The 24,500-nt window shown below is 75.8% G+C and carries 20 protein-coding genes; 4 read left to right on the top strand and 16 right to left on the bottom strand.

Going from position 1 to position 24,500, the window contains the following annotated elements; translation table 11 throughout:
* Nucleotides 1-2: 2 nt before the first annotated feature.
* From ND486_RS18235 to ND486_RS18215, 5 genes are all read right to left on the bottom strand, one after another.
* Nucleotides 3-377, bottom strand: coding sequence for a hypothetical protein (locus ND486_RS18235; protein ID WP_251785403.1), 375 nt, complete (start codon nt 375-377; stop codon nt 3-5).
* Nucleotides 378-534: 157 nt separating this feature from the next.
* A complete protein-coding gene (locus ND486_RS18230; RefSeq protein ID WP_251785401.1) occupies nt 535-2,043 on the bottom strand; it encodes a tripartite tricarboxylate transporter permease in 1,509 nt (502 codons plus the stop codon).
* Nucleotides 2,043-2,567, bottom strand: a complete 525-nt coding sequence (locus tag ND486_RS18225; protein ID WP_251785397.1) for a tripartite tricarboxylate transporter TctB family protein — start codon at nt 2,565-2,567, stop codon at nt 2,043-2,045. The genes ND486_RS18230 and ND486_RS18225 overlap by 1 nt, the downstream gene beginning before the upstream one ends.
* Nucleotides 2,564-3,526, bottom strand: coding sequence for a tripartite tricarboxylate transporter substrate binding protein (locus tag ND486_RS18220; protein ID WP_251785395.1), 963 nt, complete (start codon nt 3,524-3,526; stop codon nt 2,564-2,566). Before ND486_RS18220 ends, ND486_RS18225 begins: the two co-directional genes overlap by 4 nt.
* Before the next feature lie 224 nt (nt 3,527-3,750).
* Entirely contained in the window at nt 3,751-4,785 is a 1,035-nt protein-coding gene (locus ND486_RS18215; RefSeq protein WP_251785394.1) for a tripartite tricarboxylate transporter substrate binding protein, read from the bottom strand.
* Between the two features lie 144 nt (nt 4,786-4,929).
* Between ND486_RS18215 and ND486_RS18210 the strand changes: the two genes are divergently transcribed.
* Both ND486_RS18210 and ND486_RS18205 read left to right on the top strand, forming a co-directional pair.
* Nucleotides 4,930-6,558, top strand: a complete 1,629-nt coding sequence (locus ND486_RS18210; RefSeq protein ID WP_251785392.1) for a sensor histidine kinase — start codon at nt 4,930-4,932, stop codon at nt 6,556-6,558.
* Entirely contained in the window at nt 6,555-7,253 is a 699-nt protein-coding gene (locus tag ND486_RS18205) for a response regulator (protein WP_073575477.1), read from the top strand. Before ND486_RS18210 ends, ND486_RS18205 begins: the two co-directional genes overlap by 4 nt.
* On the opposite strand, the gene ND486_RS18200 is transcribed toward ND486_RS18205, so the two are convergent.
* From ND486_RS18200 to ND486_RS18185, 4 genes are all read right to left on the bottom strand, one after another.
* A complete protein-coding gene (locus ND486_RS18200; protein WP_251785389.1) occupies nt 7,235-8,200 on the bottom strand; it encodes an alpha/beta fold hydrolase in 966 nt (321 codons plus the stop codon). The two genes, ND486_RS18205 and ND486_RS18200, sit on opposite strands and share 19 nt — an antisense overlap.
* 119 nt (nt 8,201-8,319) lie before the next feature.
* Complete coding sequence (gene mihF / locus ND486_RS18195; protein WP_020621796.1) at nt 8,320-8,631, bottom strand: integration host factor, actinobacterial type; 312 nt, start codon at nt 8,629-8,631, stop codon at nt 8,320-8,322.
* 247 nt (nt 8,632-8,878) lie between these two features.
* Nucleotides 8,879-9,322 (bottom strand): nuclear transport factor 2 family protein, encoded by a 444-nt coding sequence (locus ND486_RS18190; protein ID WP_251785388.1) that lies wholly within the window; start codon nt 9,320-9,322, stop codon nt 8,879-8,881.
* Nucleotides 9,323-9,413: 91 nt separating this feature from the next.
* Nucleotides 9,414-10,844, bottom strand: coding sequence for an NAD(P)/FAD-dependent oxidoreductase (locus ND486_RS18185; RefSeq protein ID WP_251785386.1), 1,431 nt, complete (start codon nt 10,842-10,844; stop codon nt 9,414-9,416).
* 253 nt (nt 10,845-11,097) lie between these two features.
* On the opposite strand from ND486_RS18185, the gene ND486_RS18180 reads away from it, so the two are divergent.
* Nucleotides 11,098-12,735: an asparagine synthase-related protein gene (locus tag ND486_RS18180; RefSeq protein WP_251785384.1), complete on the top strand. Its 1,638-nt coding sequence runs from the start codon at nt 11,098-11,100 to the stop codon at nt 12,733-12,735.
* 19 nt (nt 12,736-12,754) lie between these two features.
* Here ND486_RS18180 and ND486_RS29840 read toward each other — a convergent pair whose 3' ends face one another.
* The 7 genes from ND486_RS29840 to ND486_RS18135 all read right to left on the bottom strand — a co-directional run bounded on the left by ND486_RS29840 (nt 12,755) and on the right by ND486_RS18135 (nt 22,589).
* Entirely contained in the window at nt 12,755-14,203 is a 1,449-nt protein-coding gene (locus tag ND486_RS29840; protein ID WP_308215857.1) for an ATP-binding cassette domain-containing protein, read from the bottom strand.
* Entirely contained in the window at nt 14,200-15,252 is a 1,053-nt protein-coding gene (locus ND486_RS18160) for an iron chelate uptake ABC transporter family permease subunit (protein WP_251785382.1), read from the bottom strand. The genes ND486_RS29840 and ND486_RS18160 overlap by 4 nt, the downstream gene beginning before the upstream one ends.
* Nucleotides 15,249-16,307, bottom strand: a complete 1,059-nt coding sequence (locus tag ND486_RS18155) for an iron ABC transporter permease (protein ID WP_251785381.1) — start codon at nt 16,305-16,307, stop codon at nt 15,249-15,251. Before ND486_RS18155 ends, ND486_RS18160 begins: the two co-directional genes overlap by 4 nt.
* Nucleotides 16,304-17,302 (bottom strand): ABC transporter substrate-binding protein, encoded by a 999-nt coding sequence (locus ND486_RS18150; protein WP_251785379.1) that lies wholly within the window; start codon nt 17,300-17,302, stop codon nt 16,304-16,306. The genes ND486_RS18155 and ND486_RS18150 overlap by 4 nt, the downstream gene beginning before the upstream one ends.
* A 140-nt stretch (nt 17,303-17,442) precedes the next feature.
* Entirely contained in the window at nt 17,443-20,400 is a 2,958-nt protein-coding gene (locus tag ND486_RS29835; RefSeq protein WP_308215856.1) for an LCP family protein, read from the bottom strand.
* Between the two features lie 189 nt (nt 20,401-20,589).
* The gene (locus tag ND486_RS18140; protein ID WP_251785372.1) at nt 20,590-21,603 is read right to left on the bottom strand and encodes a hypothetical protein; all 1,014 of its coding nucleotides are present in this window, start codon (nt 21,601-21,603) and stop codon (nt 20,590-20,592) included.
* 104 nt (nt 21,604-21,707) lie between these two features.
* Entirely contained in the window at nt 21,708-22,589 is an 882-nt protein-coding gene (locus tag ND486_RS18135) for a LytTR family DNA-binding domain-containing protein (protein ID WP_062404296.1), read from the bottom strand.
* 585 nt (nt 22,590-23,174) lie between these two features.
* Between ND486_RS18135 and mftD the strand changes: the two genes are divergently transcribed.
* On the top strand, nt 23,175-24,392 hold the full coding sequence (gene mftD, locus ND486_RS18130) for a pre-mycofactocin synthase MftD (RefSeq protein WP_062400817.1): 1,218 nt from the start codon (nt 23,175-23,177) through the stop codon (nt 24,390-24,392).
* Nucleotides 24,393-24,500: the final 108 nt, after the last annotated feature.

Raw genomic sequence — 24,500 nt, 5'->3', positions numbered from 1 at the left:
CGCTACGACACCGTCGGCGCCGCTCCTGCGGGCGGATCGTCCGGATCCGGTGGGGTGACGGTGGCCGCGTCGGTGCAGGCGAGCAGCGCACCGGCGAGCGGGCCGCGCCCGGCGACGAGCTCGACGACCCGCGCGTCGTAGCCGCGGACATCGAGGAACCGGGCGGCGTCGCGCTGCGGGTCCCCGGTCCGGCGGGTGACCGGCGAGTGCCCGATGGGGTGCAGCACCGCGGCTGTCATCAGCAGGTCCCGGTCGTGCCCGCCGTCCTCGGCGGCGGCGCGGGCCGCGATCGCCGCCCGCTGGGCGCGCTCCCACAGCTCCGGGCGCTGGTGGGCCAGCAGCGTCTCGGCGAGCGCACGGGCGGCGTCGAACCCCATGACCCGATCCTGCCCCACCCGCCGTGGGGTGATCCGCTGCGCGCGCGGTGATCCGTGCCGCGCGTGCGTCCGGACGCGCGCGGCGCACGGATCACCGCGCGGACGACGACGCCCCGCGGCCGGTGCGGCCGCGGGGCGTGTCGGGGCACCGACCGGGTCAGACCGTCTCGGACTCCCGGTCACCCCGCTGGGCGCGGACCGCGCGGAGCACGACCGGGGCGACCAGCAGGATCGCGATCAGCGAGTACACGACGATCGCGAGCGGGGTGGAGACCAGCGTGGTGACGTCGCCGTCGGCGATCTGCAGGGCGCGGCGCAGCTGCAGCTCCGCGTCCGGGCCGAGGATGACGCCGATGATCGCCGGCAGCACCGGCAGCCCGAACCGGCGCATCAGGAACCCGATGCCGCCGATCGCGAGCAGCACCAGCAGGTCGACCGGCTGGCCGGACACCGCGTAGGCGCCGACACAGGCGAAGAACAGGATGCCCGCGTAGAGGTACGGCCGCGGGATCCGCAGCAGCGTCGCCCAGGCCGGGGCCAGCGGCAGGTTCAGCACCAGCAGCATGACCAGGCCGATGAACAGGCTCGCGATGAGCGTCCAGACCAGGTCCGGCTCCTTCTGGAACAGCAGCGGGCCGGGCTGGATGCCGAACTGCTGGAACGCGGCGAGCATGACGGCGGCGATCGCCGTCGTCGGCAGGCCGAGGGTCAGCATCGTCGCCAGCGTCCCCGCCGACGACGCGCTGGCCGCGGACTCCGGCCCGGCGACGCCCTCGATGGCGCCCTTCCCGAACTGCTCCGGGTGCTTCGAGAGCTTCCGCTCGGTCACGTACGCCATGAAGGTGGACATCTCGGCGCCGCCGGCCGGGATCGAACCGAAGCCGAAGCCGATGAACGGGCCGCGCAGCCACGGCTTCCAGGTCCGCCGCAGGTCCTCGCGGCCCAGCCACGGACGCCCGACCGGGATGACCTCCTGCTTGTGTCGTCGCAGGTGGGCGGCCACCCACAGCGCCTCGCCGATCGCGAACAGCCCGACCGCGACGATGATGACGTCGATGCCGTCGGCCAGCTGCGGCACCCCGAAGGTGAGCCGCGGCTGCCCGGAGATCGGGTCGAGCCCGACCAGGCCGATCGTGAGGCCCAGGGCGAGCGCGGCGAACCCGCGGACCCGCGAGGCGCCCAGCACGCCGCTGACGGCGACGAAGGCCAGGACCATGATCGCGAAGTAGTCCGGGGCGCCGATGTCGACGGCCACCGAGGCGATCAGCGGGGCGACCAGGACCAGCCCGGTCACGCCGACGATGCCGCCGATGAAGTGCCCGATCGCGGCGGTGGCGAGCGCCTGGGCGCCGCGCCCGGACTTCGCCATCGGGTTGCCCTCGATGGCCGCCATCACCGAGGCGGACTCGCCGGGGGTGTTCAGCAGGATCGACGTCGTCGACCCGCCGAACATCGCCCCGAAGTAGATGCCGGCGAACATGATGAACGCACCGGTCGGGTCGAACGCGTAGGTCACCGGCAGCAGCAGTGCCACCGCCATCGCCGGGCCGATGCCCGGCAGCACGCCGATCGCGGTGCCGAGCAGCACCCCGAACGCGGCGAACAGCAGGTTCTGCGGGGTCAGCGCGTGCGCGAACCCGTTCATGAGCAGGTCGAACGTGCCCATCAGCCGAACACCCCCATCAGCGGGCCGCCCGGGAGGTCGACGCCGAGCACGGCGTCGAACAGCACCCAGGTCAGCAGCGAGACCGCGGCGGCGATGCCGAGGTCGCGGAGCACCGCGCGCGAGCCGAGCGCGTAGGTGGCGCCGGCGAACAGGACGGTCCCGGCGATCGGCCAGCCGGCGAGCGGGATGAGCGCCGCCGTCGCGACGATCACCCCGGCCAGCATCCCGACCGTGCGCAGGTCCACGGCGGTGTCGAGGTCGACGTCCTCGCCGCCCTCGGCCTCGCCGCGGCCGCCGCGCAGGACGTCGACGGTCAGCAGCGCCGCCAGCACCAGCAGCGCCGCGCCGAGCACGAACGCGACGGTGCGCGGTCCGAGCGGGTCGGACGCGCTGCCGCCGCCGCCCTCGGCGAGGGTGTCGCCGAGCACCAGCAGGCCGGTGAGGGCCAGCAGCACCGACACACCCAGCTCCGAGTGCTCCTTCCACCAGGAGCGAGCGGTCCCGGTGTCCCCGATGGTCGTCACGTCAGCCCCAGCCCGGTCAGTACCCGCTCGACGCGGGCGTCCTCGTCGGCCAGGAACCGGCCGAACTCCGGCCCCGGCAGGTACGCGTCCTGCCAGCCGTTGCGGGCCAGCACCTCGCGCCACTCCGGCGTCGTGTGCAGCTCGGCGTAGGCGCGCTCCAGCTCGGCGACGCCCTCGGGGTCCAGCCCCGGCGGCGCGACGACACCGCGCCAGTTGGTGAACTCGACGTCGACGCCGGACTCGCGCAGCGTCGGCGCGTCGAGGCCGGGGATCCGCTCGCCCGCGGTCACCGCGAGCACCCGCAGGTCGCCCGAGGCGATCTGGTCGGCGAACTCGCCGAGCCCGGACACCCCGAACGCGACCTTGCCGCCGAGGACGGCGGCGAGCAGCTCGCCGCCGCCGTCGTAGGAGACGTAGTTGACCGCGCGCGGGTCCACCCCGGCGCCCTCGGCCATCAGCATCGGGGCCAGGTGGTCCGGGCCGCCGGGGGAGGAGCCGCCGCCGACCGGGGTCTTCCCGGGGGCCGCCCGCCAGGCGGCCAGCAGGTCGCCCACGTTCCGGTAGGGCGAGTCACCGGGGACGACGACGATCTCGGTCTCCTCGGTCAGCCGCGCGATCGGTGTGGTCTGTTCGAGCGTGGCCGGCGAGTCGTTGGAGTACACGCTCCCGACCACGCCCAGGCCCATGCTCATCACGAGCCGGTCGTCGCCGGCCTCGTTGACGGTCCGGCCGAGCCCGACCGTGCCGCCCGCACCGGGCAGGTTGAAGACCTCGACCGACCCGGTCAGCCCGGCGTCCTCCATGGCCTTGGCCGCGCTGCGGGCGGTGACGTCGTAGCCGCCGCCGGGGGCGTTCGGGACCAGCATCCGCAGCCCGCGGAGCTGGGTGCCGTCGCCGCCGCCGCCGATCGCGCCCACCGCGGGCGGGACGAGGAGCAGGGCGGCCAGCACGGCCACCACCGTGCCGAGGAGAGGTCCGACCCGGGGCCGCGGCACGGGCGACGTGGGGTCGTCCGGCGGGGGCCGGTCCTGCGTTCGTGGAGGAGCCGTCTGAGGCATCTGCGTCCGATCTCACCGTTGCGAAGCGAACGCGTTGCAGTGTGCGGAGTCACCCGTCCGATGTCTCCGTAACGGCCACAACGGTCGTTGTGGTCGTTACGGTCACCGCGGCCCGGGTGCGCGGGTCAGCGTGACCGCAGCCCCAGCTCGCCCAGGACGTGCTCCACCCGCTCGTTCTCGGCGGCGGTGAACCGGGCGAAGTCCGCGCCCGGGAGCCAGGCGTCGCGCCACCCGTTCGCGGCCAGCACCTGCCGCCACTCGGGGGTGTCGCGCATCGCGGACACGGCGTCGGCCAGCGCGGCGCGGTCGGCGTCGGCCAGCCCGGGCGGCGCGACCAGCCCGCGCCAGTTGCTGAACTCCACGTCCACCCCCGACTCGCGCAGCGTCGGCACGTCGAGGCCGGGTACCCGCTCGCCCGCGGTCACCGCGAGCACCCGCAGGTCACCGGACCCGATCTGGTCGGCGAACTCGCTCACCCCGGACACCGCGAAGCCCACCTCGCCGCGCAGCACCGCCGCGAGCAACGGACCCCCGCCCTCGTAGGACACGTACTGGACCCGGGCGGGCGCGATGCCGGTGCCCTCGGCGAGCAGCATCGTGGCGAGGTGGTCCGGCCCGCCGACGCTCGAGCCGCCGCCGACGGTGAGCCCGCCGGGGGCGGCGCGCCAGGCGTCGAGCAGGGCGCGGACGTCGCGGTAGGGCGAGTCCGCGGGCACGACGACGATCTCCGACTCCTCGGTCAGCCGCGCGATCGGCGTGGTGCCGGCGAGCGAGAGCGGGGTGTCGCGGGACGCGGTCGCCCCGACGATCCCGAGCCCCATGCTCATCAGGAGCCTGCCGTTGCCCGCCTCGCCCTCGACCCGGCCGAGCCCGGCGATCCCGCCGGCACCGGACAGGTTGAACACCTCGACCGGGCCGGCGATCCCGGTGTCGGACAGCACCTTGGCCGCGCTGCGGGCGGTGACGTCGTAGCCGCCGCCGGGTGGGTTGGGGACCAGGATGCGCAGGTCGGACAGCGGCCGCGGCCCGTCGGTCAGCACGATCGGGACGACGACCGCGGCGAGGGCCAGCACGAGCACCACGACCAGCGAGACGACCGGACCCCGGCGGGCGCCGCGGGCGATCGGCGCCCCGCCGGGCCGCGTCACCGTCCCCGCCATGCCCACCCGCCCGTCGCCGTGCCGCCGCCGGTGAGTCTGCGCGTCCGCGGCCGGGCCGGTCCACCGAGGGTGAGCCGCGCGACGCGTCGTGGTCCCGCCGCCTCGCGTGCCCGCCGCCGTCGCCGCACGTCCTACGCTGGGCGCATGCGACGGCGCGCCGGGGGGACGGGTGGACCGCTGGCCCGCCAGTTCCTCGTCTGGCAGCTGGTGGTCGTGGTCGTGCTGCTCGGCGCGGTCGCGGCGCTGGCCGCCGTGCAGTCCTCGGAGTCGTTCCGCGAGACCCAGGGCCGCCGGATGCTGTCGGTCGCCGAGGACGTCGCGTCCGTACCGACCGTGCGCGAGGCGTTGCAGACCCGCCGCTACGACCTGCTTCCGTCGTTCGCCCGCAGCGCCGAGAACCTGTCCGGGGCCGACGAGATCGAGATCGTCGACGCCGGCCTGGTCGTGCGCACCTCACCGGACCCGTCCCGGGTCCGGCAGCGGTTCGACCCCGGTGCCAGCACCGCGCCGCAGGGCCGGGCCTGGGTCGGCAACCCCGACGGGCGCGCCGTCGTCGCCCAGGTGCCGGTGATCGACGACCGCGGCGCCGTCGCCGGGCTGGTGTCGGCCGGGATCCGCGCCCCGTCGCTGTGGGAGTCCCTCGCCGGGGCCCGCGCGGAGACCGGCGCGCTGCTGGGGCTGGCCCTGGGCGTCGGCGTCCTCGGGTCGCTGCTGCTCGCCCGGCGGGTCCGCCGTCAGACCCTCGGCCTGGAGCCCGACGAGATCGTCGAGCTGGTGCAGCGCCGCGAGGCGATGCTGCTCGGCATCAAGGAGGGCGTGGTCGGGCTGGACACCGCCGACCGGATCACCCTGCTCAACCCGGTCGCCCGCGAGCTGCTGGAGCTGCCCGGCGCCCGCGAGGGCGACGCCGTCGCCGACCTCGGCCTCGACGACCGGCTCCGCGAGGTCCTCACCGGTGCCGCCGACGGCGAGGACCAGCTCGTGCTGCGCGACACCCGGGCCCTGGTGCTCAACCGCCGCCCGGTCCGCGTCGACGGCCGGGACGTGGGCGCCGTGGTCACCCTGCGGGACCGCACCGAGCTCACCACCCTGCAGCACCGGCTCGACGCCTCGCACACCGTCACCGACACCCTGCGCGCCCAGGCCCACGAGTTCTCCAACCGGCTGCACACCATCGCCGGGCTCACCGAGCTCGGCGAGCACGACGAGGTGCGCCGGTTCGTCGCCGGCATCGTCGCCGCCTCGGAGGGGTGGCGCCGCGAGGTCACCGCGAGCGTCGGCGACCCGGCGACGGCCGCGCTGCTCGTCGCGAAGAACAGCCAGGCCGCCGAGCGCGGCGTCGAGCTGGCCCTGGACCCGGAGTCCCGGCTCGACCCGACCGACCCCGACCACGACCCGGACCTGTCCGCCGACCTCGTGACCGTGCTCGGCAACCTGATCGACAACGCGATCGACGCGACCGCCGGGCGGGACGGCCCGCGCCGGATCGAGATCGGGCTCGCCGGCGGCGGCGACACCGACGGCGACGAGGTCTGGGTCGAGGTCCGCGACTCCGGCCCCGGGATCGCCTCCGAGCTGGCCGAGGAGGTGTTCCGGGCCGGCTACTCGACCAAGGCCGCCGAGATCGGCGGCCGCGGGCTCGGCCTGGCCCTGGCCCGGCAGGCGTGTCTGCGCCGGGGTGGCACCATCGCGGTGCGGCCGGCGACGGCGGGCCGGGTCGGTGCGGTGTTCGAGGCGGTGCTGCCGGTGGCGCCGACGGGGGTGCGGGTGTGAGGGTCCTGGTCGTCGACGACGACTTCATGGTCGCGAAGGTCCACTCCGGCTACGTGGAGCGGATCGAGGGCTGCACCGTGGTCGGCGTCGCGCACAACGGCGCCGACGCCCTCGACGCCGCCGCCCGGCTCCGCCCGGAGCTGGTGCTGCTCGACGTCTACCTCCCCGACATGTCCGGCCTGGAGGTGCTGACGCGGCTGCGCACCGGGGCCGCCGACGACCCGTTCGTGCTGGTCGTGACCGCCGCCGACGACTCCGACACGGTCGCCGCCGCCCTGCACGGCGGCGCGCTGCACTACCTCGTCAAACCGTTCGACTCCGCCGCGCTCGCCGCCCAGGTGCACCGCGCGACGCGGATCCGGCGCGACCTGGACCGGGTCCGCGACCAGTCCGACATCGACCGGCTCTTCGGCGGCACCGGTGCCGCCCCGGCCCGCACCCCCGGCGGCCCGGAACGGATGCCGAAGGGGCTGACCACCCCGACCGCGGAGCTCGTCGCGGGCACCCTGCGCGCGCACTCGGGGACCGACGCGGAGGCGGACCTGTCGGCGACCGAGTGCGCCGAGGCCACCCGGCTGTCCCGGGTCAGCGCACGCCGCTACCTGGAGCACTTCGTGTCGACCGGGCAGGTCACCGTACGGCTGCGCTACGGCGGCACCGGCCGTCCGGAGCGCCGCTACCGCTGGGTCGGCTGACCGGCCCCCCGCAGCGCCTCCGCCTGCGGCGCCGCCGGCTCGGTCCCCGCCTGCGGTGCCACCGGGTCGGCCTCCGCCTCCTCGGCCTCGGCGGCGTGCTCCAGCAGCACCGCCGCGATCGGCTCGCACAGCAGGTCCGGCAGGGCGTGCCCCATCCCGTCCACCGTGACGAGCTGCGCGGCCGCCCCGATCCGCGCCGCCAGGTGGTCGGCGTGCGGCGGCGGGTGCACCGGGTCCTCCGGCGCCTCGACGACGAGCGTCGGCACCGTGACCGAGCCCAGCTCGGCGCCGCGGTCCAGCCCGTCGGGATCGGCCTGGGCGTGCGCGGTGCACGGCTCGACCCGCCCGGTGTGCTCCATGATCCGCCGCTCCCGCGTGGCGAACTCCGCGGTGTCGAACGGCAGCACCCCGCCGGAGACGCGTCGCCAGTACTCGACCCGCCAGGCCAGCTCCCCGGCCTCGTCACGCGGGTCGCCCAGCTCCTGCCACATCCGCTGCACGTCCCGGGTCGGGCCGGGCAGGTCGGCGTCGCCGGTGTCGAGCGCCGCGGTGCACAGCAGCGTCGCGCTGACCATGCGGTGCGGCGCGTCGAGCGCGAGCAGCTGGACCAGCGTCCCGCCCATCGACATCCCGACCAGGTGCGCCCGGTCGATCCCGCAGCCGTCGAGCACCGCGAGTGCGTCGGTCGCCAGGTCGGCGACGGCGTAGGGCCGGTCCTCGAACGCGTGGGTCGAACGGCCGGTGTCGCGATGGTCGTAGCGGACCACCCGGTGCCGCTCGCGCAGCACCTCGACCAGCGCGTCCGGCCAGCCGTACCCGGCCGAGCCCGCCCCGTTCACCAGCAGCACCGGCGCCGCCGGCGTCGGCCGGTGTGCGGGCAGGTCCTGCACCCAGAGGGTCACGCCCGGCTCGGTCTCGACCTCGCGTACGGTGCCGGCGATCTCCACATGCGCAGGCTGCCAGACCGGTGACGACCCGCCTCCGCCGACCGGGCCCTACCCGGAACGCGCGACGGCCCGGTCCGCACAGTGTGCGTACCGGGCCGTCGCGAGGAGCTGGGGGAAGGTCAGCCGACCTTCTCGATCAGCGCGGCGCGCTGACGGTCGCCGAGGCCGGCGGCACGGCGCGACACGTCGATGCCGGCCTCCTCCATCACCTTGGAGACCTTCGCCGGGCCCCAGCCCGGGACGCTCTTGAGCAGGTCCGCGACCTTGGTCTTTCCGACGATCTGGTCGGTCTTCGCGCGACCCAGCACCGCGGGGATGGTCTCCTCGCCGCTGGCGATCTTGTCGCGGAGCTCCTTGCGGGCGGTACGGGCCGCAGCCGCCTTCTTGAGCGCCTCGGCGCGCTGCTCCGGGGTCAGGGTGGGCAGAGCCATCGCTGACAACTCCTCTCGGTTCACGCACCCCGCTCACCGGGGTGGACTGCCATCTCCGATCGCGGTACAGACTGGCAGAGACATCGCCACGACCTGCGGGAACCCCCTCCTCAGGGCGTGTCGGCCCTGTTCGGGGCCGTCCGTGGCGCTGCTCACCGCACCCGGGCGACCGCCCGTCGCACGGCGCGGGGTCGGGGCTGTTGCCGCAGGTCAGCGGCATGAAAGCGCGGAAGCGGTGACGATGGGCTCACCGTTCGAGCACGGAGCGCAGTCCCGTGACGTCCCAGAGGGTCCGGACCTCGTCGATCCGGCCCTGCCGCACCCGCACCAGCTGCACCGCCAGCACCTCCGCCGCGCGTCCGGTGGGGGCGAGCCCGGGCACCAGCCACGGCAGCTCCCGGTCGTGGGTGAAGCCGACGCGGACCTCGTCGACCACCCGGCGGACGTCGACGGTGCGCGACACCCGGGTCCGGGTCAGCCCGGACGGCCGGGCCGCCGCGAGGGCGGCCAGGTGCGCGGCGACCGCGTCCCGGCCGTGGCCCCCGGCGCCGGTCGGCAGCTCGGTCCAGCTCACGTCGGTGGCCAGCGCGGCCGTCGCCGGGCCGGGGTCGCCCGCGGCGTAGAGCGCGTCGGCCGCGGTGTCCCAGAGCCGTGCGATGTCGCGCATCAGGACCTGCATCGCCGGGGTCACCGGATCACGGTGCCACGCCCCGGCCCACCCGCGCACGCGACGACGCCCGGGGGCACGTGCCCCCGGGCGTCGGCCGTGGTGCGTGGCCGGCTCAGGCCGTGGCGGCCGGGCGCTCCTCGGGCGCGGGCGGCGTGCCGGGCGAGACCCGCGGGTCCAGCTCGGCGCGCTCGTCGGTCTTCTCGCCCAGCGGCTTCTCCGGGTCGACCGCCTTGTCGTAGGAGGCGGTGACGCTGATCAGCCGGTGCCCGCGGAAGCGGGCGTAGCGCAGGGACCGCAGCCAGTTGTAGAGCGTGCCGAAGCGGTTGCCCCAGCCGATCAGGAACATCACGTGCACGTAGCACCAGATGAAGTACCCGAGCCAGCCGGTGAGCTTGATGCCGCGGACGTCGGCGACGGCCTCGCGGGCGCCGATGGTGGCCATCGAGCCCTTGTCGAAGTACTTGAACGGGGCGGGGGTGGTGTCGTCGCCCTTCGCCCGTGCCTTGATCAGCTTGCCGACGTAGGTGCCCTGCTGCATCGCGACCTGCGCGACGCCGGGCAGCCGGTCGATGGTGGAGACCATGTCGCCGATCGCGAACACGTCGCGGCGGTCCGGCAGGCTGCAGTCCGGGTCCACGGTGAGACGGCCCGCGCGGTCCACCTCGCCGCCGGAGGCCTTCGCCAGCAGCTCGCCCAGCGGCGACGCCTGGACGCCCGCGGCCCACACCTTGGTGCGGGCGGTGATGCGCTCCTCGCCGTTCGGGCCCTTCACCGTGATGGAGTCGGCGTCCATCCCGGTCGCCATGGTGTTCAGGCGGACCTCGATGCCCTTCTTCTCCAGCGTCTTGCGCGTGTAGTTCTGCAGCTTCTTCGCGAACGGCGGGAGCACCGCCGGCGCCGCGTCGAGCAGGATGATCCGCGCGGAGCGGGTGTCGATCGACCGGTACTCACGCGGCAGCACGTACTGCGCCAGCTCGGCGAGCTGACCGGCGAGCTCGACGCCGGTGGGGCCGGCGCCGACGACCACGAAGGTCATCCACGCCTGCTTCTCCTCCTCGGTCGTCGCGACCTCGGCGAGCTCGTAGGCACCCAGGATGCGCGAGCGCAGCAGCCGGGCGTCCTCGATCGACTTCATGCCGGGCGCGTGCTCGGCCCACTCCGGGTGCCCGAAGTAGGCGTGCGTGGCGCCCGCGGCGACGACGAGGGTGTCGTAGGGCAGCACGATCCGCTGCCCGTCCGGCGCGGCCGCGTGGACGACCTTGGCCTCGAGGTCGATGTCGCCGACCTCGGCGAGCAGGGTGCGCACGTTGCTCTGCTTCTTCAGCACCCGGCGCAGGGCCGGGGCGATCAGGCCGGGGGACAGGATGCCCGTCGCCACCTGGTAGAGCAGCGGCTGGAAGAGGTGGTGGTTCGTGCGGTCGACGATCGTCACGTCGACATCGGCGCCCTTGAGCGCCTTGGCGGCCTGCACACCGCCGAACCCTCCGCCGACGATCACGACCTTGTGCCGGCCCTGCCGCTCGTCGTGCTCTGCCGTGCTCACCTGAGTCCGCCCCTTGTCGGTCGGTCCTGGCGCGGCGTCACCGCGCACCTGCTCGATGGCCGGTGTCGGTCCCCGCCTCCGGACCCTGAGTCCTGGTGTCGGCGGTGGACGGCGGCCGTCCTGGCCGGTCTCCGACCGTACGAACCCACGGCCGCCGGGGCAATTCGGATCGCTCCGGAAACGCCTTTCAGAGTCCGAACTCACACGGTGGGGGAGCGGAAGCCGGGATGCGGGTGCGCACGACCGTGCGACGATGGAGCCCATGTGCGGGATCGTGGCTGCGTTCGGTGGACCCACGGCGTGGCCGGGCGGTGAGCCCGCCGACCCCGGGAAGTACGAGCGGATGCTCGCCCGGGTGGCGCACCGCGGCCCCGACGACACCGGCGTGCAGGTCGTGGGGAACACCTGGCTCGGGCATCAGCGCCTGTCGATCATGGACGTCAGCGGCGGGCACCAGCCGATGTCCGACGTCGCCCGCACCGCGTGGATCGTCGGCAACGGCGAGATCTACAACCACGAGCGCATCGCCAAGGCGTTCCCGGACGGCACGGTGCGCACCAAGTCCGACACCGAGGCCGCGCTGCACGCGGTGATGTGGGACGGCCAGGCCGCGGTCGCCTCCCTGAACGGCATGTTCGCCGTCGCCATGGGGCGCACCGACGGCGCCGGGCTCGTCGCCCGGGATCCGTTCGGCGTGAAGCCGTTGTACTGGGTGCCGCCGGCAGAGCTCCGTGACGGCGGCGGTGCGGCCGGGGCTGTCCCGTACACCGCGCCGGACCCGTCGGAGACGGTGCTGTTCGCCAGCGAGCTCCGCGCGTTCGACCCCGAGGACCGCCCGTACGTGCGCTCGTTCCCGCCCGGCTGCCTGTGGAGCCCGTCGTCGGGGCTGGTGCGGTTCGCCGACGCCGTGCCGGTCGAGGTCCGCCCGGCACGCCGCGCGATCCGCCCCGGCTGGGACGACGCGGACCTGTCCCGGGTGCGCGAGGCCGTGGTGTCCGCGGTCCGTCGCCGGATGATGTCCGACGTCGGTGTCGGCGTGTTCCTGTCCGGTGGCCTGGACTCGGCGCTGGTCGCGGCCATCGCCGCGCAGGAGGCCCGGGCCCGCGGCGAGCAGCTGCCCACCTTCGCCGTCGGGACCGCCGAGTCCGGTGACCTGATCGCGGCCCGCAAGGTCGCCGCGCACATCGGGTCGGACCACCACGAGATCCTGGTGACCCCTGAGGACATCGCCGAGGCCCTCGACCACGCCGTCGAGGTCATCGAGCACTACGACCCGGCCCTGGTCCGCAGCGCGGTGCCCAACCTGATCCTCGCCCGCGAGGCGGCGAAGAAGGTCAAGGTCGTGCTCACCGGGGAGGGCGCCGACGAGCTGTTCGCCGGGTACTCCTACATCCACGGCCCCGAGTACGCCGACCCGGACACCCTGCAGGCCGAGCTGGTCCGCTCGCTGGAGCAGCTGCACCACCTCAACCTGCAGCGCTGCGACCGCACCACCATGTACTTCGGCCTGGAGGCCCGCGAGCCGTTCCTGGACTCCGGCCTGGTCCGGGCCGCGCTGGCGCTGCCGCCGGAGTGGAAGCAGTGCCCGGACGGCCGCCCCGAGAAGGCGATCCTGCGCGAGGCGTTCGAGGGCTGGCTGCCCGAGGACCTGCTGTGGCGCGGCAAGGAGCAGTTCGGCGACGGCTCCGGCGCCGGCACCGTGCTCGCCGAGCTGGCCGCCCGCAAGGCCGCCGCCGCGGCCGACGCCGGGGTGACCGACGGGGTGCCCGAGCACCCGTCCGACTCCTGGCCGCTGCGCAGCGAGGAGGAGGTCCTCTACCACGGGATCTGGCGTTCCCACTTCGACGGGATCCGGCCGGACCACGTGCTCGGGGCGTTCGCGACGGCCTGAGCCGCAGGTCGGCCCCGGGTCAGCCCCGGGCCCGGGCCGCCCGGTCGGCGCGGGACGCGTCGGCGAGCTCCTTCAGGCCGGGGGTGTCGTCGCCGTCGCCCCAGCTGTCGGGGTCCCACAGGCCGGCCGCGGTCAGCGCCCGGCCGCAGTGCACGTAGGCGTCGTGCACGTCGACCAGCAGCGCCAGCGGCGGTGGCCGGTGGGCCGCCGGGCCCCGGGCGTCGGCGTCGGACGGCCCCCACAGCGCCAGCACCCCGGGGTCCCGGGTGACCCGGGCCCGGCCGTGCACGCGCAGTACGTGGGCCGAGCGCGGCACGCAGAACGTCAGGCCGACGCCGTCGCGGGCGAGCAGGTTGCGCATGCTGTCGACGCGGCGGTTGCCCGGTCGTTCCGGGACGGCGAGGCGGCGACCGCCGTCGAGGACCCGCACGGAGCCGGGCGCGTCGCCGCGCGGGGTCACCGTCACGGTGCCGTCGGGGGCGGTGGTGCCCAGGAAGACCAGCGGCGACGCGGCGACGAACCGGGCGGCGACCTCGTCGACCCGGTCGGTGGACTTGTGCGCGACCAGCGGGTGCGGCTCCGCGACGACGGCGCGCAGCTCCTCCTCGGTCCGGATCCCGGAACCGTCGGCCGCGCCGGTGCCCGGTGCGGCGAGCGGGTGGTGCCGGCCGGCCGGGACGACCATCGGGGTGCCCGCGACCGGGTCGGGCACCACCCGCGACTCCATCCCGAACACCCGGCGCACCAGGTCGGCGGTCATCGTCGTCGCGGGCGGGCCCTGCGCGACGATCGCGCCGTCGGCCATCGCGATCAGGTGGTCGGCGTAGCGGCAGGCCAGGTTCAGGTCGTGCAGGACGACGACGACCGTGCTGCCCCGCACCCGGTTCCGGTCGACGAGCAGGTCCAGCACCTCGACCGCGTGCGGCAGGTCCAGGAACGTGGTCGGCTCGTCGAGCAGCAGCGCCCCGGTGTCCTGGGCCAGCACCATCGCGATCCACACGCGCTGCCGCTGGCCGCCGGACAGCTCGTCGACCGGGCGGTCGGCCAGCTCCAGCACCCCGGTCGCGCGCATCGCGTCGGCGACGGCGGCGTCGTCGGCATCGCCGCGGCCGCCGAACCAGCCCTGGTGCGGCGACCGGCCGCGTTCCACCAGGTCGGCGACGGTGATGCCGTCCGGGGCGGTCGGGGACTGGGGGAGCAGCCCGAGCCGCCGGGCCAGCTCGCGGCCGGGCAGCGTCCGGACGTCGGTGCCGTCGAGACGCACGGTCCCGGCGGCCGGGGCGACGATCCGGCCCAGCCCACGCAGCAGCGTGGACTTGCCGCAGGCGTTCGGACCGACGATCACGGTGATCCGGCCGGGCGGGACGTGCACGGTCAGGCCGTCGACGACGACGCGCTCGTCGTAGCGCAGGACCAGGTCGTCGGCGTCCAACGCGGGCCCGGCGGGGGCGGTGGCGGGCGTGGTCACGGGGTTCCTCCGGTCCGGGAGCGGGCGAGCAGCCACAGCAGGTAGGGGGCGCCGATCGCGCCGGTGACGACGCCCGCGGGCAGCGCGACCTCGGCGATCAGGGTGCGGGCGACGACGTCGGCGAGCAGTACCAGTGCGGCCCCGATCCCGGCGGCGTGCGGCAGCGACGCCCGCCCGGGGCCGGCGAGCCGCGCGGCGAGCGGCCCGCTGACGAGCGCGACGAACGAGACCGGTCCGGCCGCGGCGACCGCGGCGGCGACCAGCAGGACGGCCACCGCCAGCAGCGCGGCCCGGGCCCGGCCGACGGGCAGCCCGAGCGCGGTCGCGGTGTCGTCGCCGAGCTCCAGGCGGGGCAGCGCGCGGGCCAGCAGCAGCCCGGCCGGGACGAGCACGGCGCAGGCGAGCGCCAGCGGGACCGCGGTGGACCAGCCGGTCTCGGTGACGCTGCCGGTCAGCCAGACCAGCGTCTGCTGCGCCGTGGTCAGCGACGCGGTGATCATCAGGTAGGACACGACGGCCATCGCCGCCGACCCGATCCCGACCCCGACCAGCACGAAGCGGGTGCCGCCGAGGCCGTCGCGGCGGGCCAGGACGGTGATGAGCAGCGCCGCCGCGACGGCGCCGAGGACCGCGCCGGCCGAGGTCCCGGTGGCGGACAGGCCGAGCACGACCGAGGCGGTGACCGCACCGACAGCCGCACCGGCACCCACACCGATCACGTCCGGGCTGGCCAGGGTGTTGCGCAGCACCCGCTGGAACAGCGCCCCGGCCAGGCCGAGCGCCGCGCCGACCAGCAACGCGGTCAGCGCCCGCGGCATCCGCAGCCGCAGCACCACCAGCTCGGTGCGCGGCGTGCCGAGCCCGGCGAGCGCGGCCGACACGTCGCCGGGACCGAGGCCCTGCGCACCGACCGAGAGGGAGGCGACGAACGCGGCGAGCGCGGCCGCGGTGACGGCGAGCCCGGCCGTCGCGCGCCGGCGCCGGGATCGGGCCCGGATCCGGCGCAGCACCGCGGTGGGGTCGTCGCCGGGGGGCGCGGCGGTCGTCATCGCAGGAACCTCCGCCGCCGGACCAGCGCGACGAACAGCGGGGCGCCGACCACGGCCGTCACCACCCCGGCCTGGACCTCGCCGGGCGGGGTGACGACCCGCCCGAGGACGTCCGCGGCCAGCAGCAGGACGGGCCCGGCGAGCGCCGCCAGCGGCAGCACCACCCGGTGGTCGGTCCCGGCGAGGCGTCGCACCAGGTGTGGCACGGCCAGCCCGAGGAAGGCGATCGGTCCCGCGGCGGCGGTCGCCGCCCCGGCCAGTACGACCAGGGCCACCCCGCACACGGCACGGTCGGTCCCGACCGCGCGGCCGAACGACCGGGCGACGTCGTCGCCCAGCGCCAGCGCGTTGAGCCGCGGACCGCAGGTCAGGGCCAGCGCGAGCCCCGCGACGACGAACGGCGCGGCCTGCGCGGCGATCCGCAGGTCCCGTCCGGCGACCGAGCCGACCTGCCAGAACCGGTAGTCGTCGAAGGCCTGGGGGTCGGTGAGCAGGAACAGGGTGGTGATCGACTGCAGGCCTGCGGCGAGCGCGGCGCCCGCCAGGGCCAGCGTGGCGGGGGAGACGCTGCCGCGCCGGCCGATCCCGGCCACCCCCGCGACGACGACGGCCGCCACCGCCGCCCCGGCGAAGCCGAACCAGACGTAGCCGGTGAGGGTGTCGACGCCGAGCAGCGCGATCCCGAGCACGACGGCGAGCGCGGCGCCGGTGTTGAGCCCGAGGATGCCGGGCTCGGCGATCGGGTTGCGCGTCATGCCCTGTGCGAGCACCCCGGCCACGCCGAGCGCGGCCCCGGCGAGGACCGCCAGCACCGTGCGCGGCAGCCGCACCTCGGTGACGACGAGCGCGTCCGGCGAGGACCGGTCGACGGCGCCGGTGAGCACGTCCAGCACGAACCCCGGCGCGAGCGGCCGGGCGCCGACCAGCAGGCCGAGCGCGGCCACGGCCAGCAGCGCGGCGGCCAGCCCGGCCGCGGCGGGCCACCGCCGGCGCCGCACCGTCGCCGGTGCGCCCGGCGGGGGAGGGACGGGGGCGGTGGTCGCCGGGGCGGTCACCGCGCCTTCGCCGCCGCGTCCGCGAGCGGGGCCACGGTGCGGTCGAGGGCGTAGCGCCAGCCGTCGACCGAGGCGCTGGAGAACGCCTGGGAGACGTCGCGGTCCGACAGCAGCACACCGCGACCGGCGGCGACCGACGGCACGGCCTTCCACAGCGGGTCGTCCGCGATGGCCGAGGTGTCCTTCGAGATCGCCTGCATGACGGTGACGTCGGCGTCGAGGAGATTCATCCGCTCCCGCGAGATCGGGACGGAGAAGCCGTCGGTGCGCTGCGACGCGATCTGCGGGGCGTTGACCATGCCCAGCTCCTGGAGGAACGCCAGGCGTCCGGAGTCACCGGTGTAGGCGGCGTACTCGCCGAGGGTGTTGCGGGCCCCGGACACGACGGTGGCGCCCTGCAGCTGCGGGTGCTGTGCCCGGGCGTCGGCGAAGCGCTGCTCCAGGTCGGCCTGCGCGCGCGCCGCCTCCTGCGGCTTGCCCAGGGCGGCGCCGACCGTGCGGAGCTGGTCGCGCCAGGTCGTCTTGTAGTTCTCCGCGCCGGCGGGGATGCCGACCACCGGGACGCCGAGCTGGGTCAGCCGGTCGTGGCGGTCGCGTGCGCCGGATGCCCGGGTGTCCAGGACGAGGTCCGGGTCCAGCGCGGCGACGGCCTCCAGGTCGACCTCGAGCGTGCCGAGGATCTGCGGCGGGGTGGTGTAGCGGGCCTGCACCCACGGTCCGAGGCCGTCGCCGCCGACGGCCAGCCAGTCCGCGGCCCCGACCGGCTCGACGCCCAGGGCCAGTGCGGTCTCGGCGTCGCTCCACCCGAGGGCGACGACCCGGCGGGGCTGCTGGGGGACGGTGACGTCGCCGAACGCGGTCGGGATCGTCACCGGGAACGCGCCATCCCCGGACGGAGCCGTCCCCGGTGCGGGCGCGGGCGCCGGTGAGCCGCATCCGGCCAGCACCATCACCACGGTGAGCAGACCGGCGAACAGGGGGAGCGTTCGACGCACGGTAAGGGCCGCCTTTCCACTGAACAGGTGACCCTTACTTCACCATCCCGGGTGCGGCGAACGGAAGAGCGGACCGCAGCCGTCTGCGCCACAACTGGCGCCGCACGGCCCCCGGTACGGCGGGCCCGGGTGCGGAGCGCTCAGTTCTGGTCGGGACGGAGGCCGTCGACCTGATCGGAGCCGGAGACCCCGGTCGAACCGGTCGCGGACGGGTCCTGCGACGTGCCGGGCTCGCCCCCGGCGGGGACGTCGGCCGCGCCCGTCGCCGCGCAGGACTCCTCGACCGACTGCGGCAGCGCCGCGGCCGGGTCGGGGGTCGGCGACGCGCTCGCCGAGGACGACCGCGACGACTCCGTGCTCGGGGACGGCTGCGTCGTCGGGACGGCGGGCGCCGGGGCGCTCCCGGGCGCCGGCTCCGGGGCCGGGTCGGCGATGGCGTTGCGGACGACCTCGCGCATGTAGGAGACGTCGGGGTCGGCGGTGACGAAGTAGCCCGTCGAGGAGTTCGGGTCCGGCAGCGACGGGTCGAACGCGACGCTCTCCAGCCGGAACCCCTCGTCGGCCAGGACGGCCAGCGCGGGCAGCACCTGCTGGGGCATGTCGGTGGCGACGTTGTCCCGGGTCACCGCGGCGATGCTCTGGAACCGGGAGATCAGCTCGGTCGCGGTCGTCTGCGAGATGACCGCCTGGATCAGGCAGCGCTGGCGGCCCATCCGCTGGTAGTCGGTGCCGTCCCGGCGGGAGCGCGCGAACCACAGCGCGTCCTCGCCGCCCAGGGTCTGCACCCCCGGGCTGATGTAGCGGTCCGGGGTGACGTGCCTGCCGAACGCGGTGACGCCACCGACCGGGATCGGCTCGGGCCCGACGTTCACGGTGACCCCGCCGACGGCGTCGATCATCGAGGAGAACCCGGCCATATTGACCTCGAGGTAGTAGTCCAGCGGCAGGCCGGTCATGTACGCGATCGAGGACTGGAGCAGGTTGATGCCCGGCGACGACGTCGGTCCCGACGGCGCGATCTCCGGGTGCTGCTCGGCGTAGGCGTAGATGGCGTTGAGCAGGTAGTCGCCCGACAGCGGCTGCGACGGGTCGTGGAAGCCGTTCGGGAACTTCTCCGCGGCCGGGCTGCCCGGCGGGAACTCGGCCCGCTGGATGTTGCGGGGCAGGCTGAACAGCGTCGTCCGGCCGGAACTGGTGTCGATGCTGGCGACCATCATGGTGTCGGTACGGGTACCGGTCCGGTCGTCGCCCGCGTCGCTGCCCAGCAGCAGCACGTTCAGCCGGGGCTTGCCCAGTGCCTCGGCCGCCGAGGTCCCGCCGCCCTGGAACAGCGAGTTCAGCAGTCCGCGCTGGGAGTTCACCAGCTCGACGCCGTAGCCGAAGGGCACGGCGACGGTGAGGCACAGCAGGGCCGCGGTCCCGGTGCCGAGGATCTTCTGGCCGAGCGGCATCCCGCGCGGCCGGGCCAGTGCGTAGGTCCGTGCGACCTGGGCGATCCAGGCGATCCCGGCGACCACCAGCGCCCCCGCGATCACGGTCAGCGTGGTCGTCGACAGCAGGTTCTGGAGCAGCGTCGAGCGCCGGGCCAGGAGCACCAGCGCCGCCAGCCCGACGATGATCGCGACCACCGTGCCGAGGATCAGCCCACCGGTACGACGGCGGCGCAGCGCGAGGTGTCCGCTGCCGGGCACCACGGTGGACGCCGCGGTGAGGCCGAGCGCGGCGGCGAGGGTGCGCCGCGCGGGGTCGGGTGCGGCCGACCCGCCGGCGGCCGGGGACAGCGCGGTGTTCCCCTCGCGCGCCTCCCCGCGGCCGCCCCGGGCCGTCGCCGCGGAGCCTCCCGCCGCCGAGCCTGCTGCGGCGGTGCCTGCCGCGGCACCGGCGGCGAGACCGGTGTGCGGCGGTCGCGGGGGAGCGGAACGCGCGGTGTCGCGCGGGGCCTCCGGCGCGGATCCGCCCGGACCTGCCGGGCGTGTTTCGGCGGGGCGTCCCTGCGGGCCGTCCGGTCTGCCGGTGTCGGGCCGGCCGGGGGCGCCGTCCGGGCGGGCGGCGCCGGACGACCGCGCACCGGAGGGGGGCGCGGTGGCGCCGCCGGGCTGCCCGGTCGCGGTGGAACGGCCCGGTACGGCCTGCGGGCCGCTGTCGGGCCGGCCGCCGGACCGCGGGTCGGGAGCACCTGGACGGGTCTCACCGGGGCGCCGGGCGCCACCCGGCGGCAGCGGCCCCGGGCCCGCCTGGCCCGGACGCGACCGACCCGGACCGCTCGGGACCGCGGGGCCGCCGGGGCGCGACGGTGCGTCCGGGCGCGAACCCGTGGGCGCGGACGCACCGGCACCACCGGGCACCGCGCCACCGGAGTCCGGGCCACCGGGCCGGCGCGGGACGATCGGCAGCTCGCCGCTGAGCCGGGCCGCGCGGTCACGCTCCTCCGGCGGGGCGTCGGGCTCGGAGGCGCGGTGCCGCCGGTGCTCCGCGGCGGTGTCCGGCCGGCCGGGGACCTTCACGGTGTCACCGATGCCACGACGGGTCGCGCGGATGGAACGGATGTCGGTGGGCCTGCTGTCGCTGTGCCCACCACGGCCCGGGGTCTCCTCCCGGGTCGAGCGGGACGACCAGGCGGCGGCCCGCCGGGCCGCGGCCCGGGCCTCGCGCTCGCGTCGGGGGAGCCAGGACTCGTCCTCGGCGGGGCGCCCGGCACCGTCCGGCGGGCCGGGGGGCCTGCCACCGGGACGCGCCGCGGGACCGGTCCCGGGGCGCGGGTCACCGGCGGGCGGGCGTGGCGCACCGGGGGCGGGCGGACCGGGTCGTCGCCGGGGGCCCGACGGCTGCTCCTGGGGAGGCCTCCCGGACTGCGGGGGCCTGCGGTCACCGGGCCTGCCGGACTGCGGGGCCGGGGGCCCGGCGGGGCCGGGCGGGGGTGTGGCACCGCCACGGGCGGGCGGCGGCGGGGTCTCACCGCGGTCCCGGGGCGGGGTGCCGCGCCGGGCCTCGTCCCGCAGGTGCGGGCGGTCGTCGCGGCGGGCGCGCTCGGGAGGGCCGGGTCGTCGTGGCCGGTCCGGACCGGTCGGGCGGGAGCCCTCCTGCGGTCGTTCGTCCACCCGGAGCACCCCCTTCACTGGTCGGCACGGGCGGGGTGGCCGTGCCGCGCGGAGGAGCCGCGGCACGTGCCTGCGCACCCGGCGGCGACGACGGCGCTCGGGTCCCGGTGAGGGTACTTGCCGTGATCACGATCTCGGTGAGCGGCCACCCACCCCGGTGGGTGGCGCCGGGCAGGGCGGACATACCCGTCACTGGTAGGACACGAAGACGGGCGACTCGGGCCGGACGGCGTAGGTCTCGCGCGGGGTGAAGGTCGGCTTGTCCTCGTCGATGAAGTTCTTCCAGCCCCACCACAGACCCGGCGGACGGGGTGCGGCGTGCAGTGCGTTCCAGGTCTCGGTCTTCTCCTGGCGGGTGCCGTAGCCGTCGGCATGCAGCACGGTCGCGAGCTCGCGGTGGGAGGTGACCACGGTCTGCCGGTCGGAGATCATCGAGACCCGGAACTGGTGGATGAGGAACACCTTCTGCGGCAGCTTCTTCGCGCGCACCAGCCCGGCCAGCCACTCCGAGGTCCGGTTGATCTCGGCCGCGGTCACCGAGCCGACCTGCACGCCGTGGCGCTGGCCCGGCTCCAGCCGCCACTCGGGGTCGAGCGCGAGCCCGACGTGCGGCTGCGCGAGCAGCTCGGCGTAGCGCTTCGCCTGGGTCAGGAAGTCGGTGGTCCCGGGCTGCAGGTCCAGCACCACGTAGACGCCGGCCTTCCCGGCCTGCTCGACCCACGGCCGCAGCTCCTCGACGCTCATCTCCGCCGAGTAGTCGCCGTCCGGGCCGGGGGCACGGTCGGCGACCGTCGTGATGATCTCGAACGCCGGCACGACGGGCTCGCGCACGAGCGGCTGGAAGTCGGCGGCGAGGTCCTTCGCGCGGGCGATCGAGCGCGGCAGGTCCTGCTCGCCGAGGACGCCCATCGACGGGGTGCCCGGGTGTCCGTAGAGCGCTGCCATCCGGCGGCCCGGGAAGACCTCGGTGCCACCACCGGGAAGCTCCGGCACCGCGGGCGCGGCGGAGGTGGGCGCCGGCTGCGCGGGGGACGGCGGGGCGGCCGGAGCCGGGGCGGGGGCGGCGGCGCTCGCGGAGCAGCCCGCGACCAGCGCGCACGCGGTCAGCAGCGCCACGAGCAACGCAGGCGGACGCAGGCGACGTGCGCGGCGACGACGGCTGGTGACGGACAGGACGTGCGAGGACTCACCCGAGATGGACACCGGTCACCAGGGTAGGCGACAGGATCGCGCACGGCAGTACGGACGGTGACCGGGCGTGTCGGCCACGCGACGGGCCGTGGCCCGCCGCGGTCGGCCGACCCGGGTCAGCGCGGGACGACGGGTCCGTCCGGGCCGTCCTCGGGCCCGCGCTGCGGACGCGGCGGACGTCCCCGCAGGATCCGCTTGAGGCCCGCGGTGTGCCGCCGGCTGACGGGCAGCTCGACCGCACCCGGCCCGTTGCCGAGGCGGACCACGTACCCCGACCCGGACATGCGCAGCTCGGTGATGAGCGGCAGCGACACCAGGTAGGCGCGGTGGATCCGCACGAACCCGGCCTCGCCCCAGCGGTCCTCCAGCACCGAGACCGGAATCCGGACCAGGTGGCTGCCCTCGCTGGTGTGCAGCCGGGCGTAGTCGCCCTGGGCCTCGACGAACCGGATCGAGGAGCGGGGGACGAGTTTCGTGGTGCCGGCCAGCTCGACCGGCACCACCTCGTCGTCGGTGGTCGCGGCGGGGGCGCCGCGGCGGGCGGCCGCGGGGTCGGGCCTGCCGCCCTGCTCGACGCCGTGGCGCGGCGGCGCCGGCGGCGGGCCGCTCTCGGCCCGGCGGGCCGCGCGCAGCGCCATGGTGCGGTCCAGCGAGCCGGACAGGCGCTCGGTGCGCAGCGGCTTGAGCAGGTAGTCGACGGCGCCGACCTCGTAGGCGTCGACGGCGCGGTCGTCGTGGGCGGTCACGAACACCACCGGCGGCGGGTCGGCCATCGCGTTCAGCACCCGGGCGAGCTCCAGGCCGTCGAGGCCGGGCATCCGGATGTCGAGGAACACGACGTCGACGGTCGGGGTGCTCGCGTCGGCCTGCGAGCCGTGCAGGATGCGCAGCGCCTCGGTGGCGTCCGGCGCGGTCAGCACGGTCGCGACCCGCTGGTCCTCGCCGAGCAGGTGCGCCAGCTCGAGCAGGGCCGGTTCCTCGTCGTCGACGGCGAGCACGGTGAGTCGTGTCCCCGCCGGGGCGGCAGGCGGTGGTTGCGGCGGCTCCGGGGCGCGGAGCTGTCCCGGGACCCCGATGGGCCGGTGGTTGCTCGCGGCGCCGTACCCGGGCTGCAGCACGTGGCCGACCGGGCCGGCGGGCGTCGCGCCCGAAGCGTGCCCACCCCGCGCGTGGCTGTACACGGCTCCTCCTTGCCGCGGGCACACCGCCCGCTGACCGGTGACTGCGGGCACACCGTATCGAGACAGCGGAGCGTCACCGACGGCCGGTCCGGCCTCCCGTCCCACACGATCCGGGGTGGGCCTTCGGAGTGGGCGTGACAGCGGAGCGTCACGAGTCGTGGCAGCCGGTCGTGGACGCGGTCCGTCCTCGGGGCCTGGGACGGCGTCGTGGCTGGTCGGGCGGAGGGTCGTTCCCCCGCCGATCGGACGGGCTGCGGGCGGGTGTCATTGTGGCACTCGGTGCCGAAACGCTACCGTACCGTGAGACCCGCCACGTGGGACCGTCTCGTACGCGGTCGGCGTGTCGGACCGGCCGCGACCGACGGTGGCCGGGCGCAAACCTCCGACTGCGAAGGGGCAGGCATGGCGAGCACGAAGGACTGGTTCGAGACGGTCGCGGAGGCGCAGCGACGGGCGCGCAAGCGCCTGCCGAAGTCGGTCTACTACGCGCTGGTCGCCGGCGCGGAGCAGGGGATCACGCTGGCGGACAACGTCGCCGCCTTCGACGAGCTCGGTTTCCGCCCGCACATCGCGGGGCTGCCGCCGCAGCGGGAGCAGAAGACCTCGGTGATGGGCGTCGACATCGACTTCCCGGTCATGATCTCCCCGACCGGTGTGCAGGCCGTCGACCCCGAGGGCGAGGTCGCGGTCGCGCGCGCCGCGCACAGCTCCAACATCCAGAACCCGCTGAATCCCGAGCAGACCGTGTCGACGGCGATGGGGCTGTCGTCGTTCGCGTCCCGCTCGGTCGAGGACGTCTGCGCGGTCCACGACAAGGTCTTCTTCCAGGTCTACTGGGCCGGGTCGAAGGAGGACATCCTCGAGCGCGCCCTGCGTGCGAAGCGGGCGGGCGCCAAGGGCCTCATCGTGACCCTGGACTGGACCTTCGCCACCCGCCGCGACTGGGGCAGCCCGCCCATCCCCGAGAAGGTCGACGTCAAGGCCGCGCTGCAGTTCGCGCCCGAGATGATCACCAAGCCGCGCTACGTGCTGGACTGGGCGAAGTCCGGGAGGATCCCGGACCTCAAGGCCCCGAACATGGCGCCCCCCGGCGGCGGCGACGCCCCCACCTTCTTCGGCGCCTACGGCGTCTGGTGGACCACCCCGCTGCCGACCTGGGACGACATCGCCTGGCTCCGCGAGAAGTGGGGCGGCCCGTTCATGATCAAGGGCATCATGCACCCCGACGACGCCCGTCGCGCCGTCGACGCGGGCGCCACCGCGGTCTCGGTGTCCAACCACGGCGGCAACAACCTCGACGGCACCCCGGCCGCGATCCGGGCGCTGCCCGCGATCGTCGACGCCGTCGGGGACCAGGTCGAGGTCGTGATGGACGGCGGCATCCGACGCGGCGCCGACGTCGTCAAGGCGCTCGCGCTCGGTGCCCGCGCGGTCCTGATCGGCCGCGCCTACCTGTGGGGGATGGCCGCGCAGGGCGAGCGCGGGGTCACCAACGTCCTGTCGATCCTCTACAAGGGGATCGACGAGGCGCTGCTGGGCCTGGGCAAGAAGTCGATCCACGAGCTCTCCCGCGACGACCTGATCGTCCCGGAGAACTTCACCCGCGTCTCGAAGCTCTGAGACACCCGGTGGGGCGGGGGCCCCGCGCGACCGGGCCCCCCCCCCCCCCCCCCCCCCTAACGGGGACGTGGCCCCGGTCCGCCCCCCCGCGCGCCCCCCGCGCGCCCC

This window comes from Pseudonocardia sp. DR1-2 (assembly GCF_023717215.1).
Classification (GTDB): Bacteria; Actinomycetota; Actinomycetes; order Mycobacteriales; family Pseudonocardiaceae; genus Pseudonocardia; species Pseudonocardia alni.
Note: the sequence above shows the minus strand (reverse complement) of the source record. Positions and strands in the feature narration are given on the sequence as shown.

Coding starts and splice junctions, on each gene's coding strand:
- ND486_RS18235 (WP_251785403.1), bottom strand. CDS start 377: ATGGGGTTCGACGCCGCCCGTGCGCTCGCCGAGACGCTGCTGGCCCAC.
- ND486_RS18230 (WP_251785401.1), bottom strand. CDS start 2,043: ATGGGCACGTTCGACCTGCTCATGAACGGGTTCGCGCACGCGCTGACC.
- ND486_RS18215 (WP_251785394.1), bottom strand. CDS start 4,785: ATGGCGGGGACGGTGACGCGGCCCGGCGGGGCGCCGATCGCCCGCGGC.
- ND486_RS18210 (WP_251785392.1), top strand. CDS start 4,930: ATGCGACGGCGCGCCGGGGGGACGGGTGGACCGCTGGCCCGCCAGTTC.
- mihF (WP_020621796.1), bottom strand. CDS start 8,631: ATGGCTCTGCCCACCCTGACCCCGGAGCAGCGCGCCGAGGCGCTCAAG.
- ND486_RS18180 (WP_251785384.1), top strand. CDS start 11,098: ATGGAGCCCATGTGCGGGATCGTGGCTGCGTTCGGTGGACCCACGGCG.
- ND486_RS18160 (WP_251785382.1), bottom strand. CDS start 15,252: ATGACGACCGCCGCGCCCCCCGGCGACGACCCCACCGCGGTGCTGCGC.
- mftD (WP_062400817.1), top strand. CDS start 23,175: ATGGCGAGCACGAAGGACTGGTTCGAGACGGTCGCGGAGGCGCAGCGA.